Source organism: Exiguobacterium qingdaonense, assembly GCF_018617855.1.
Classification (GTDB): Bacteria; Bacillota; Bacilli; order Exiguobacteriales; family Exiguobacteriaceae; genus Exiguobacterium; species Exiguobacterium qingdaonense.
The window spans coordinates 12,569-25,915 of sequence record NZ_JACSKY010000001.1; the positions used below are offsets into that span (position 1 = coordinate 12,569).

Sequence of the window (13,347 nt, forward strand, 5' to 3'; positions counted from 1 at the left end):
CTTTAACCATCATATCAAGTCTTAGCCCATGTAGCCACTTTCCTTCTTTTTCGAAATTCAATGTTTAGAAAAAATAGAAGTCGGTTATGAATTATAGAGAAGCGTACGAACGGTACGTAACGACAGCAAACCTGTCAAATACATTGAAGTGAGGTTTTAACGAATCATGGCAAATCTATTCGGAACAGACAAGGATGACGTAGCAAAGAAGCAACAAGACATTGAGAAAACGGTACAAGAGAAAAATATTACCCAAATTCATCTCTATTTCTCAGATGTGCTCGGTGATTTGAAACTCTTGACGCTTTCGGCAAAATTGTTGCCAGAAGTCTTTGAAGGAAAGACGATGTTTGATGGTTCATCAATCAACGGGTTCTCTTCCATCAAAAACTCTGACTTATTCTTGAGACCGGATTTAGATCGTCCACGTTATGAACAGGATGGAGAAGAAAATATTTTGGCTTTCTTCTGTGACGTATGTACACCTGAAGGAGACCGATACGAATACGATCCACGAAATGTGCTAAAGGATGCCCTTGAACGTGCTGCACGTGATGGCTACTCGGTATTCGTTGGCGCAGAGCCGGAGTTCTTTATCTTTGATGAGAATGGGGAGTTTTACGACGAGGCTGGCTATTTCTCGACACGCTCAGAAGATAAAGGGTATGAAGTGCGTCAGCACATCGCGAACCGATTGAGCAATGTCGGTTTCAACATCGAGGCGGTTCACCATGAGGTCGCTCCGGCACAGCATGAGATTGGGATCAAATATGACGACGCGCTCCATACGGCAGACAACATTCAGTTCTTCAAAGAAATCGTCAAGATCGCAGCAAAAGAAAAAGGGGCATCTGTCTCGTTCCTACCGAAGCCGTTACGTGACGTAAACGGTTCTGGGATGCATTTAAATATTTCGGTATGGAAGAATGACGAAGCCGGCAAGCCGACGAACAATGCGTTCGATGAAGTGGATGCGGATTATGGACTCTCTCAAACAGCGCGTCATTTCATCGAAGGGATTTTGAAGCATGCTCGTGCCACGGCAATCTTTACAAATCCACTTCCAGAATCATACGAGCGTCTCGTTCCAGGGTTTGAAGCACCGGTCAATATTTGTTGGAGCCCATCGAATCGTAGTTCGATGATTCGAATCCCTGCTTCTCGTGGAAGTGCGACCCGTGTCGAAGTTCGAAATCCTGACCCGAGCGCAAACCCATATTTAGCACTTGCCGCCCTCATCTATGCAGGACTCGAAGGAATTGAACAACAGCTCGTCCCATCTTCACCGAATGAAGATGACCTGTTCGAATATTCGGCAAAACAGATTGAAAGCCAAGGAATCGCATCACTTCCTGCGACATTCCATGAGTCGATTCAATCGCTGAAACAAGACAACTTCCATGATTACTTTAACCACAATATGATCGACCGCTACTTGTCACTCATTCAAGTACGAAAATAAAAAAATCGCCAGCCGTTGAATCGGCTGGCGATTTTTGATGATTAATGGATTCCGCGCATATACACTTTGATTTTTGGTGCGAGTGCGAACAGAATCAAGCTCAAGACGATGGCGGCACCGCCAATCAGTCCGAAATAGAGCATCTCGTTTTCAGGTGAGTAAAATTTGACGAGTTGCGCGTTGATTCCTTGCGCGGCAGCGTTCGACAAGAACCATAGAGACATCGTTTGTGCAGAGAAAGCAGCCGGTGCGAGTTTGGTCGTCGCTGACAATCCGACCGGCGACAAGCTCAGTTCTCCAAGTACGACAATGAAGTAACTTAAGACGAGCCAAAGCGGGTTCACGAGTGCGTCAGGACCGCTGAAATAAGCAGGAAGCAAAATGACCAGGAAGCTGATTCCGGCAAACAAAATACCGAATGCAAACTTTGTCGGAATACTTGGTTCACGATCACCAAGGCGTACCCATAGCCAGGCGAAGACAGGTGCCAGCAAGATGATGAAAAGTGGGTTCAGTGATTGGAACCAAGCCGGTGACAATGTGAATCCGAAAAATTCGAGGTCCGTGCGTGTATCGGCATAACTCGCCAAAATCGTCGCCCCTTGCTCTTGAATCGCCCAAAACATGACCGAGGCGATAAAGAGCGGAATGTACGCAAGGATACGCGAACGTTCCACCTCTGTCGTTTTCGGACTGCGATACATGAGGACGAAGTAAATTGTAGGAATCGCGATACCGAACACCCCGACGAGTGTGATGAACGTGTTGATGGTGAACCAGCCGAGTGGAATCAAAATCGCAAGCAAGATGGCGATTCCGATCGTGACAAGGCTGACGATTCGAATTGTTTTCTTTTTCTCATCAGGCGTCAACGGGTTCGGCACATACGAACCAGCTAAACCGAGGTTCGTCTTTCGTGTCAAGACGAACACGACAAGACCGATGAACATGCCGATGGCCGCTAGAGCAAACCCCCAATGAAACCCATAGTCTTTTTGAACTTGACCAACGATGAGTGGTGAGATGAACGCACCTAGGTTGATTCCCATGTAGAAGATACTGAACCCAGCGTCACGACGGCGATCCGTCTCGCTGTACATGTCGCCCACAATGCTCGAAACGTTCGGCTTCAGTAAACCTGTACCGATGACAATCAACGCCATGGAGATGAACAAGAAGACGACACTCCCAGGAATCGAGAGGACGATGTGTCCAAGCATGATGAACACACCACCGTAGAATACCGCGCGAGACGTACCGAATATCCGGTCTGCGAGCCATCCCCCAATGACCCCAGACATGTAGACGAGCGCACCATATACGGACATGATTGAAAGTGCAACATTTCGGTCGAGCCCGAGCCCGCCTTCGGAAACCTCATAGTACATGTAAAATACGAGGATTGCTCGCATTCCATAGTACGAAAAACGTTCCCAAAACTCCGTAAAGAATAGTGTGAACAACCCTTTCGGTTGTCCTAAAAAACCTTTCTGTGGAACACTCTCCACAATTTTCTGTTTATCGATCCTTTCCATGAAAGATCCCTCCTTAACCGTTTTATCATAAAAAGGATTATTATGATTGTAAAGTGAAATTGAAAGATAATTTCAAATTTTAATAAATATGAAAAGAAATAAAAAACCACACTCTACATGAAAGAGTGTGGTTGCTTTAAGGCTACGCGGTCTGCTGTTTCGCTTCTGTCGCTTGTATACGACGTCCGAGTTGCCAATAAATGATACCGGACAAGCAACTCGCACCCCCGATTAAAATCAGGGCGATATGACCGGCACGATTGTCAAAAAAGAGGCTCGCGATGATCGGAGCCGTGACCCCACCAATCAGCCATTGGACGCTTGCAGCCCCATTATATGCACCGCGCATATTCTCAGGAGCGATCAAAGCGATAAACGTTTGCTGGACAGGAGACATGATCATCTCACCTAACGTGTAAAAGGCATAGACGGCGAGCAAGATTCCGACGAGAGGTACGTATGGCGTCTCAAGTGCATATAATGTTCTTGGGACAATCGCCAGTAAAATCATACCGACACCGAATATGGTCGCCCCGGCCAGCATGACCTTCCCGAACGGTTTATTTCCAAGTTTTGAGGCGATCGGGAACTGAAAGAGCACGACCATGATTCCGTTTAGTGCCAACAAATACGGGAACGGATTCTCTTGGGCGGTATACGTCGGAAGCGATTCCTTTAAAAAGAGGGGCAACATACTCTCGACGACCGAGAATCCCATTGATATGAATATACCCGCAAAGATGAAGACGAGGAACACACGGTCGTTATAGAATACGCGCAACACTTCCCGATTGCTCGGCGTCTCATCTTCAGTGAACTCGGGCAAGGTTTCGCGGATAAAGGAGCCAAGAACGACTGCGTATAAACCAAAAATAAATGCCGCTGCGAAAAAGATCAGTTCTCGGTCGATGAATAGAACGGCACTCCCGAGTAGCGGTCCGAATGCCGCTCCGATGTTATGACCCATGCGTAGAAGTCCGAACGCTTCGTTCATATGTTCCGGCTTTGTGACGTCAGCGACCATCGCACTTGCGGCAGGGTGGAACAGTGAGTTCGTCAGCCCGAGCATTGCGTTCAGTAGTAGGAGTGGCCAGAACGAGTCAGCGAACGCGAATCCGATGAGGGCGAGTGCATCCCCTATGATCGCGATCATCATGATCGGTTTACGTCCATATAAGTCTGCGAGCCGCCCTCCGATCATCGAACCGAGTAGGGCCATGATCGGTCCCGTCGCCATGATGATTCCGACTTGGAGGTAGCTGTTTAACTGGTCGCTATAATAGAGGACGAGGAAAGGGGCGATCATGAACATCATGACTCCCGTGATCGTCTCCCCTAAGAAACGAATCCAAATGTTGCGGTCGAGACGTTTGAGTGATTGAAGCATACAGGTCACCTGCTTTATTTAATTTTAGACACAAAGGGACGTCATATGCATGAAGGCATACGACGTCCCACGTTGTTTATGCATGCCTCGATAGGCAGGCATCTCAGATATGAATCAAACGAAGAGGCGCCTGCCGATCAGTATGAACTTGAGTGAATGGTTTCAAAGATACTACTGACATGGGAACCTCTCCTTTCTATGAAATGTGAATCTTCCCTCCAACTGTATGACACATTTGGTCAATGTGTCAATATATTCATGAAGAGAATCAAAGCAGTTCGTTTAAATTTTTATGATTCAGTCGATAATCAATTAATCGTGACAACAGAACTTGAATCATCGCCGTGATCGGCACGCTCACGAACATACCGACGAGACCGAATAAGCTTCCCCCGATGATGATGGAGGTGATGACCCAAAATGGGGTGATGCCGACACTATCACCCAAAATCTTCGGCCCGAGCCATAGCCCGTCAAATTGTTGTAAAAGAAAGATGAACAACAATACCAAAAGTGCGGTAAACGGGTCATAAAAATAGGTGATGATGAACGCCGGGATCATCCCGAGCAACGGACCGACGTATGGAATGAAGTTCAAGACCCCGACGATGATACCGAGAAGTAAGGCGTATGGGGCCCCGATGACCAATAAACCGACGACGGCCAAGATGCCGATGATTAAACAGTCAAGTGATTTTCCGATGATATAACGTTTGAAGATGTAATCCATCTCTTGGAAGATATCGATTGTCGTCTTGGCTGTGCCAACGGGCAACAATGCATATAGGATGCGTTTGAACATCCGGGCGAAAATCTCTTTATCTTTCAAAAGATAAATCGAAATTACGATTCCGATCAAGAAGTTGATTAACGTCATGGTGAAACTCGATACGTACCCGACGGATGAGAGAACAGCCGTCTCGACCCATCCGGAGTACCGCTCTTCGAATTGGGCAAGGTCAACCGCTTTGGCGATGGTCTCGTTGTAATCTCTAAGATAACTGTTCACATCGCCTAGAAACGCATCAATCTGACGAATGTATACCGGCAGTTCCTCGATGAGTGATACCAAGCTCGAATAGACCCGTGGGAACAACGTGACGACCGATATCGCCAAGATGCCGATGAACGTAATATAGACGATGAGCAGTCCTTGATACCGCTTCAAGTTAAAACGTTCTTCGATATAGGAGAGAACAGTGTTTAGTAACAAGGCAATGGCAATCCCCATGATAATTGGGGTCAATAGCTGAAATGTGTACTGTAAGACACGCGAGATGGTATCCGGTTCACTGATGACACGCCATAAGACGAGTAAAATCAGTCCGATTACACTCAGTTTCCAAATAAGTTGACGATTAAGCTCCAATGCTCTATCTCCTCATACAAATATAATTTTTTCTTCTCTTTCACTATGAATGTTTTTTGAAAAGGATTCAATAGATGTTCACCTTGAAAAATAAAGCGAGCATAAAAAGAATCGTGTCGCGGTGGCGGCACGATTTATGCGTTATGGAGCAGACGTTTTAATTCAGCGATGCGGTCGTGCCTTGGAATGAATGTCCGAATCTCTTTTTCACTGAAACCGACCTGAATCCGAACATGATCGAAGACGATTGGACTTTTCAGAACGTGTGGATTCGAGGAGACGAAGCTGTATAGCTCTCGGATCGACATCTCGTCGAGTTTCTCCGCGGCTTGTTTGTACACACTTTTTTGTACCGACAGCAAGTCGGTCGTCCCATTTTCCGTCAGACTCAACATCTCTTTGAATTCACCAAAGGATAAACCTTGGTCTGTCAATTTCTTTTCAATGAAGGGAATCTTTTGATCCCGTAACCAATCAATCGTTTTTCTGGAAGAACTGCAGCTCGTATGCGTGAATACCTTGACCGTCACGATAACCACTTCTCCTTTTTTCAGTTTGATTCTTACCATTATCTCTTTTTATACGTCGAGTCGTGTAATTATGTTTCAAATCACATACAGTTTCTTTTGAATGATGACGTCGTCAAACGGATTTCTTTCGTCATCACCAGTTAGATAATGGTAAAATTGGAATAGAACCAAGAGCGGAGGGGTTTTATGTTCAAACGTGGTATGACGATGTTACTTGGCGCTTCCTTGTTAAGTGCATGCGGAGCATCTGACACAGAAGTCATTCAATTGGACTACATAGAAAATCATTGGAATGCCGAGAGTTACACAAAAGAAGGGGAAATCGTTCAGATTCCAGAGACGAAAGAAGTGCTGTCAGCCTGTGAAGGGAAGCGCACGACAAAGTTAGAAGGTGATATCACTGTATATCAAACGGTAATCGCTGGGAGAGAAGAACTCGTCTCGACGATTAGTCCTTATACGATGAAAGTGGTCACTTATATGGAGGGGGACGAACGTTATGTCGTGTGTCGAGAAACCTTTACGCATCAGTTGATGATGGAAACGATTGATGTGTTCCCAACTTTTGTAGATACGAGTCAAGGCGTTCGCCTACCGCGATTACCTAGCGTCGAACAGGCATCACCATCTTTAAAGGAACAGTTAGCGGAGGCAGACGTACTAGACTTCGATGGGAAACCGATTACCCCGTTCCCGCATACGTTACTAAAGGTTACCCCGGCCTTGTACGGTGACCTTGAGATTGAACTTGGTGGTAAAGTGATTAGACACCCAATCGCCCAGTTCGAACCGATGGGAATCGAGATGCCGAATCAACAGATTGCCATTGGCTACGAAAAAGAGACTTCTCGACCTTACGTTCTCTATTCATATGATGGTCGATTTTTCGTGCCACATCCAATCGTGTTTTCTGAGTTAGAGGATCCTGAATCAACTGAAAACGAGGTTTATCCCGAGTTAGACATGAAAACTGTCGCTACATCTCGCGAGCTACATGAGAAAGAGTCTATCCCTTTATACACCCTCACGTACATGAAGGAAGAACAACGTGTGACGGAGACGATGGCTGTCCGATTCGTCCCGGGGACATTGTTGAAAGAAGGTGACGAACCTGCCCCGATGTTTGAAGATTGGATGCCTGAATATGAAGAAGGACCAAGAGTCATAATTCATCGGGAACCATTTGACGGAAAGACGCTAAGTCATTCTGACTTTCTCGAGGCAACGAGTAAAGAATCTAAAGAAGTCGTGAAGATTCTAGAGGAAGCGGAATTGGTCAAACGTTCTGGAGATTCGTTTGACTTTCGATATGTGACGTTAATCGATGGATTGAAAGGTCAAGAATTCGAAATCAGTTATACACAACGATCCAAAAAAGTTGATATTTATCTGACGGATCCGCTTCGGGGACAAACGTTTAAACTATCAAGCGAAGGTGCGGAAGCGTTTCTAGATATCTTTCCGCGTATGATGGAGTCATGATGAAACGGATCGCATTCATATTGTGTACGGTTGGTTTATTAGTAGGTTGTGGGGGGGGGGAGACACGAATGTTGTGAAGCTAGATCACTTACCGGAACACTGGAATGTAAGGGACATGATATCTGGCCGGATGGATGCTAAATCGGAGACGTGGGCGAGTGATCTACTCGACGCATGTACCGGTGAGCCAATCGCTCGAATTGAAGAGGATGTGACAATCTATAACTCGTATGAAATAAATCGGAAATATGACTCTGCATTTAAGTTCGTGATGTACATGAGAGGCAGTCATAATTATACCGTTTGCTACGATAATGTTACTGATCAGGAAAGAGCGGTTAAGATTGATACATTCCCCTTTTTTGTGAATACAGAACAAGGAACTGACGTTATAAACACGCCTACTATTCGTATCGGGACAGAGGAAGAATTGAAAAGTTTGGAGCAGAAAGACCAAGGTCATTTCTTTGACAAGCCAATCCGACTCCTTGAAGAGACGATGGTCCATGTGAAACCGTCGCTACATGGAAAAATTAATTTTACGATTGGAGATTGGCAAGGTTTCTTTCCGCTCTCACAACTAGATCCGTATAATGCCCATATGGGAGAAGTGGCGATCGCGCTCGGATATGACGAAAAATCGAGAGAGGCCTATTTTTTCTATGAGAGAACAGACGGGTCGACTTCCGTATTGCCATTAGTCGTCTGGGAAGAGGGACACGGACATGAACCGATTCATTTGGAAGACCTTCAAGTGGAGCGGGTGTTATCGGCAGACACTCTTAAGACAGGGGTAGAAACACCACTCTATACGTTCTCGTTTATTCAAAATGGGAAACGTGTGACCGAAGATGTCCGTCTCACTTACACGAAAGGTGAGTTTGCCATCGAGAACACAACCAAGTCACACTCTTCTCTCTCAAGTGGTCCCTTCGTTTTTCTGCATATGAAACCACTAAACGGGGCAATCGAAGTTCAATACCCATTTATTCTTTTGGCGTCAGGTATTGAGATGTCTGAACTGATAAGCGCAATCGGTGATGCAAAACCTGTCAAACGTGCGGGTGATGTAAAGGACTATTCACTCTTGACCATCACCGACAGATGGAAAGGACAAGAGTTTCAGTTGAGTTTCAAGAAACGATCTAAAAAAATCGACATCTATCTGACAGACCCGCTTCGCGAGCAGACATTTAAATTATCTAGTAAAGGGGCGGAAGTGTTCTTGGATATCTTCCCGGAGTACGAAAAATCATGATGAAACGATTTCTATTCACGTTATGTACAGTTGGAATTTTATCTGGTTGTGGTGGTGAAGAAGTAGAGGTCGTCAAACTGGACCATATGCCTTCACAATGGGATGTACGAGACATGAACTCGAACAGCTTTACTGTTGGGCCGGAGACGTGGGCGAGCGATTTACTCAACACATGTACCGGTGCCCCGATCTCACAAATCAATGAAGACGTCACTGTTTATCATACGTACGTGTTGAATCGGAAAGCGATGATTTCAGACTACGACGCACACGCCTATAAATTTGTGACGTATGTAGAGGGAGACAAGAACTACGCCATTTGTCAAGACGGTAGTTCTCCAGAGCCTAGAGTCGGACTTATTAAAAAATTCCCTTCGTTTATCAACGCTTCAAATGGTGTTACCGTCCCGAGCGTCCCGACGATTGAGATTGGGACGAGGGAACAAGAAGAGAGCATAATGGAAAGCGATTACTCTGCTATTTTCGAGGTACCAATCAATCTCATTGAAGAAACGATGATTCAAGTGACCCCATCCTTGAATGGATATATCGATTTAAACATTGGAGAAGATCGGGCCATCTTTCCAGTTTCACGCATTGAACCTTATGATGCGCAAATGGGAACAGTGAAGATCGCACTCGGCTACAACGAGCAATCGAAAGAGGCTTATTTTTTCGCTGAGTCGGAAGGTGGGTTCACTTCTTACGACCCGCTTGTGACGATGACCGAAAATGATCATTGGCAAACTAAGCGATTTGAAGGGTTACAGGTTAAACGGGTATTACAGGAAGACAAACTCAAACCCGGGGTCGAGACGCCGATTTACACATTCTCTTTCATTGAGGATGGAGAACGTGTGACCGCAGACGTCCGTCTCACCTATGAAGCAGGCAAATTTGCAATGGACGAATCAATCGAAGCAGACATCGAACCGAACATGAACGTACCAAGTGGGCCGTTCGTTTTCGTTCATAAGTCTCCTTTGAATGGGGAAGTGTCAATCCATTACCCGAACGTATTACGTGCGGCAGGTACCGACATGTCTGATTTGATGAACGCATTTGAGGAGGCAGAGCCTGTAGATCAAACGGGGGAAACCGGGGACTATCCGCTCCTCACCATCATCGAAGGATGGAAAGGACAAGAATTTCAATTAAGCTTCAAGAAGCGTTCTAAAAAAGTGGATGTCTATGTGACGGATGAATCACGCGATCAAACATTCAAACTGAGCAGTGCGGGAGCAGAAACGTTCTTCTCCTATTTCCCTGATTTAGATGAGTGAAAGGCGCCATCAGGCGTCTTTTCAATTGGTAAATAATTCAAAATAAAGATATTGACCTTATGTAGAAAAAGCCGTTCCTTGATTTTCGTGCGATGCGTTACACTAAAGTTCACGATTTCGTACGAATATCCTATTGCTAAGAAAGGTCGGTAGTAAAAATGAGTACTTTGAACCAGGAAGAGGTCACATCCCTCAATATCTTGCAATCAATCGAGAACAATATGGCGATGATCCGATTTAATCGTCAACGTCGGGTCGTCGACGTGAATGATACGTTTGCGAAAGTGATGAAATACAAACGTGAAGAGATGGTAGGCATGCAACATCATCTGTTCTGTCCTTCCTCTTTTGTAAATAGCCCGGCATACCCGGCATTTTGGGAAAAGTTATGGAGCGGATTCAGTTTCTCGGATAAAGTGGAACGCGAGAATGCAAAAGGGGAGACGATTTGGCTCGAGGCGACCTATATGCCAATTTATGAAGGAGAAGATATCGTCGGTGTCGTCAAGATTGCCTCGGATATCACGGAGCGTCAACAAGTGATTGAACAGTACGCATTTCAATTCAAGTCGATGACCGACGTGCTCGATGAGCGGGCGAAAATTGGGATGGCCGATACGCAAGTGTTGAGTCAAATGATCAATCGGCTCGCCGGGGATGCTGAGAACAACCTGTTCGTCCTTCAAAATTTACGACGTCAGGCAGAAGATATCGCTAAGATCGCTTCCTCGATAAAAGAAATCGCGGCTCAAACGAATCTGTTGTCTTTAAACGCCGCCATCGAGGCAGCAAGGGCTGGTGAGCACGGCCTTGGGTTCAACGTCGTGGCGACAGAGGTCCGTAATCTGTCACGCATGGTCGAACGTGCTGTCGTCGACGTCAACGCGAACACGGAAGGGATGAATCTGGAGCTCCATAAAATCGTCGAAGGTGTCACTGAATCCAATCGAGAGATTCAATCGAGTGCGAAGGCGATGGCTCAAACAATCGAACGTTTCCAATCATTTGAGCAAGCTGCAGCAGATTTACACGAGACGGCTGAGACGTTTACCTCGAATCTATGAACCGGTTGGCCTAACAAAGGTCGGTCGGTTTTTTTAGTTGTAGCGTATGTCCATTTTTCTTCAACCATTCTTTCGCGTCGTCGGACTTTGGATAAACGTTCTGTAACGTCCGCCAAAAAGAAGTGGAGTGGTCAAAGTGCACGAGATGTGTCCACTCGTGAGCGATGACGTAGTCCATGATCTCCCTCGGTGCAAGCATGAGTCGCACGTTAATCGAAATATTGCCGTTTGAGCTACAAGATCCCCAACGTGTCTTTTGGTGACCGATACGAATGTTACTGGCGCGGACATTTAGAAGCTGTTCATATACTCCCGCCCGTTCGTTCACGTATCGAAGGGCACGTTCGCGCAACCATGTCTCGTAATGCTTTCTGAGCGTAGCGGTGTCCCACGCTCTCGGTACTAAAAACGAGGTACCGTCATGGCGAAGCGTCTCCCCATCATCCACTTGAGTCGGATAGGTTATTCCGTGAAAGACAAGCCCGTCATCGAGAACAGACGTCTGTTTCGGAAGGTTGTGCCATGTGTGACGAATCCATACGGCGTGCTCTTCTAAAATACGATCCACGATTCGTTTCGACAAGCGGGCTGGAATGCGTAGTTCAATGCCGTCTGATGTGACATAAAATGCAGCTTTTTTTCTTCGTTTCTGTCTGACAATGTTGACGTCCATCCATTCCCTCCTCTCTATCTCGATTGAGTATATCGAAGTCGGCAAAAAACCGCCATGTTTTTTCGGCACGAAATTGAATCAACTTTGATACAGTAAGGGGAGGAGGGATGAACATGAAATCGATTTTACAACAACAGCTAGAACGTACAGGTACGAATTCAGTGAAATGGGATGGGTTGGGGCGATGGTTCCGTCTGTCTGAGGATGTGCTTCCGTTATGGGTAGCAGATATCGACATCCGTACAGCGCCATCGATCTCTGAAGCGCTCGCCGCCAAAGCCGCTCAAGGGGAATTCGGGTACACGTTGTTCGCACCCGAAGCGCAGGACGCAGTGAGTGACTGGTACGGTCGACGTCATGATTTGAATATTGAACCAAAACATGTCCTATTCTCAAGTGGGGTCGTGCCCGCACTGACCCACATCGTCGAGGCGTTAACTGACGTCGGGGATGGCGTCGTCATCCAGTCGCCCGTCTATCCGCCGTTCTACGAACTCGTTGATGGCTCAAAGCGTCAAGTGCTCGATGCCCCATTGAAGGTAACGGAAGGGCGTTATGAGATGGATTTCGTCGCGCTCGAGGAAGCGATGAAGCAAGCGAAACTCTTCCTCCTCTGTTCCCCACACAATCCAGTCGGACGAGTCTGGACGAAGACGGAACTGTTGAAGGTCGTAGAGCTCGCGAATCAATATGATGTGATCGTCGTCGCAGATGAGATCCATGCTGACTTGACGTTCCCATCCCAAAAACATACCGCGATCGCTTCGCTCGACCAACGTGTCATCACGGTGAGTGCTCCATCCAAAGCGTTTAACATCGCCGGATTATTCGCATCATATATCATCTGTTCGGTTGATGGATGGCGTAAGCAAATCACAAAAGTGCAAAACAAACATCACGTCCTCCCTACACCGTTCGCAAACACGGCCATCATCGCGGCATATACGGACACTCGTGCGGAGCGTTGGCTCGACCAGTTGCGTGAAGAACTCGAACAGCAAATGAACGAGGTCATCGACTTGATTGAGTCGAATCTACCGATGCTCCATACGACACGACCGGAGGCGAGCTATTTGCTGTGGATTGACTTCTCACAACTCCCGATGTCGTCCGAGGAGCGGAAATCATGGCTTCACGACGAAGTTCGAATTTTCTTGTCGCCAGGCAGACCGTTCGGACCTGCCGGGGAGACGTTTGAACGAATGAACATCGGGACACGCCGTGAGCTGTTAGAGGAGGCGGTTCATCGTCTTCAGACACAATTGGAGCGAAAGGCGTTTGTGTAAAACGAGAATCGGGAAAAA

11 protein-coding genes are annotated in these 13,347 nt (G+C 46.5%); 6 read left to right on the top strand and 5 right to left on the bottom strand.

Translation table 11 applies throughout. From position 1 onward, the window contains the following. Positions 1-166 precede the first annotated feature (166 nt). Positions 167-1,462 (top strand): glutamine synthetase family protein, encoded by a 1,296-nt coding sequence (locus KNP00_RS00065; RefSeq protein ID WP_215141141.1) that lies wholly within the window; start codon positions 167-169, stop codon positions 1,460-1,462. A 41-nt stretch (positions 1,463-1,503) separates the two neighbouring features. Here the strand turns inward: KNP00_RS00065 and KNP00_RS00070 are convergent, their stop codons facing one another. The 4 genes from KNP00_RS00070 to KNP00_RS00085 form a co-directional block, all read right to left on the bottom strand. Continuing rightward, positions 1,504-2,997: a peptide MFS transporter gene (locus KNP00_RS00070; protein ID WP_215141143.1), complete on the bottom strand. Its 1,494-nt coding sequence runs from the start codon at positions 2,995-2,997 to the stop codon at positions 1,504-1,506. A 142-nt stretch (positions 2,998-3,139) separates the two neighbouring features. Next, positions 3,140-4,384 carry an MDR family MFS transporter gene (locus KNP00_RS00075; RefSeq protein WP_215141145.1) on the bottom strand — a complete coding sequence of 415 codons (1,245 nt, stop codon included), beginning with the start codon at positions 4,382-4,384 and terminating at the stop codon, positions 3,140-3,142. 268 nt (positions 4,385-4,652) lie between these two features. Further along, positions 4,653-5,753 carry an AI-2E family transporter gene (locus tag KNP00_RS00080; RefSeq protein WP_215141147.1) on the bottom strand — a complete coding sequence of 367 codons (1,101 nt, stop codon included), beginning with the start codon at positions 5,751-5,753 and terminating at the stop codon, positions 4,653-4,655. 134 nt (positions 5,754-5,887) lie between these two features. Next, a complete protein-coding gene (locus KNP00_RS00085; protein WP_215141149.1) occupies positions 5,888-6,283 on the bottom strand; it encodes a Spx/MgsR family RNA polymerase-binding regulatory protein in 396 nt (131 codons plus the stop codon). A gap of 186 nt (positions 6,284-6,469) precedes the next feature. On the opposite strand from KNP00_RS00085, the gene KNP00_RS00090 reads away from it, so the two are divergent. The 4 genes from KNP00_RS00090 to KNP00_RS14260 all read left to right on the top strand — a co-directional run bounded on the left by KNP00_RS00090 (position 6,470) and on the right by KNP00_RS14260 (position 11,370). Beyond that, on the top strand, positions 6,470-7,765 hold the full coding sequence (locus KNP00_RS00090; protein ID WP_215141151.1) for a hypothetical protein: 1,296 nt from the start codon (positions 6,470-6,472) through the stop codon (positions 7,763-7,765). Positions 7,766-7,838: 73 nt separating this feature from the next. Beyond that, positions 7,839-9,023, top strand: a complete 1,185-nt coding sequence (locus tag KNP00_RS00095) for a hypothetical protein (RefSeq protein WP_240542632.1) — start codon at positions 7,839-7,841, stop codon at positions 9,021-9,023. Continuing rightward, positions 9,020-10,306 carry a hypothetical protein gene (locus KNP00_RS00100; RefSeq protein ID WP_215141153.1) on the top strand — a complete coding sequence of 429 codons (1,287 nt, stop codon included), beginning with the start codon at positions 9,020-9,022 and terminating at the stop codon, positions 10,304-10,306. The genes KNP00_RS00095 and KNP00_RS00100 overlap by 4 nt, the downstream gene beginning before the upstream one ends. 158 nt (positions 10,307-10,464) lie before the next feature. Beyond that, on the top strand, positions 10,465-11,370 hold the full coding sequence (locus KNP00_RS14260; RefSeq protein WP_215141155.1) for a methyl-accepting chemotaxis protein: 906 nt from the start codon (positions 10,465-10,467) through the stop codon (positions 11,368-11,370). Positions 11,371-11,380: 10 nt separating this feature from the next. Here KNP00_RS14260 and KNP00_RS00110 read toward each other — a convergent pair whose 3' ends face one another. After that, entirely contained in the window at positions 11,381-12,043 is a 663-nt protein-coding gene (locus tag KNP00_RS00110; RefSeq protein ID WP_215141156.1) for a M48 family metallopeptidase, read from the bottom strand. A gap of 113 nt (positions 12,044-12,156) precedes the next feature. Between KNP00_RS00110 and KNP00_RS00115 the strand changes: the two genes are divergently transcribed. Continuing rightward, positions 12,157-13,329, top strand: coding sequence for a MalY/PatB family protein (locus KNP00_RS00115; protein ID WP_215141157.1), 1,173 nt, complete (start codon positions 12,157-12,159; stop codon positions 13,327-13,329). Positions 13,330-13,347: the final 18 nt, after the last annotated feature.

Bases quoted from the DNA above. Each gene is read 5' to 3' on its own strand.
- KNP00_RS00065 (WP_215141141.1), top strand. From the start codon at position 167: ATGGCAAATCTATTCGGAACAGACAAGGATGACGTAGCAAAGAAGCAA.
- KNP00_RS00070 (WP_215141143.1), bottom strand. From the start codon at position 2,997: ATGGAAAGGATCGATAAACAGAAAATTGTGGAGAGTGTTCCACAGAAA.
- KNP00_RS00075 (WP_215141145.1), bottom strand. From the start codon at position 4,384: ATGCTTCAATCACTCAAACGTCTCGACCGCAACATTTGGATTCGTTTC.
- KNP00_RS00090 (WP_215141151.1), top strand. From the start codon at position 6,470: ATGTTCAAACGTGGTATGACGATGTTACTTGGCGCTTCCTTGTTAAGT.
- KNP00_RS00100 (WP_215141153.1), top strand. From the start codon at position 9,020: ATGATGAAACGATTTCTATTCACGTTATGTACAGTTGGAATTTTATCT.
- KNP00_RS14260 (WP_215141155.1), top strand. From the start codon at position 10,465: ATGAGTACTTTGAACCAGGAAGAGGTCACATCCCTCAATATCTTGCAA.
- KNP00_RS00110 (WP_215141156.1), bottom strand. From the start codon at position 12,043: ATGGACGTCAACATTGTCAGACAGAAACGAAGAAAAAAAGCTGCATTT.
- KNP00_RS00115 (WP_215141157.1), top strand. From the start codon at position 12,157: ATGAAATCGATTTTACAACAACAGCTAGAACGTACAGGTACGAATTCA.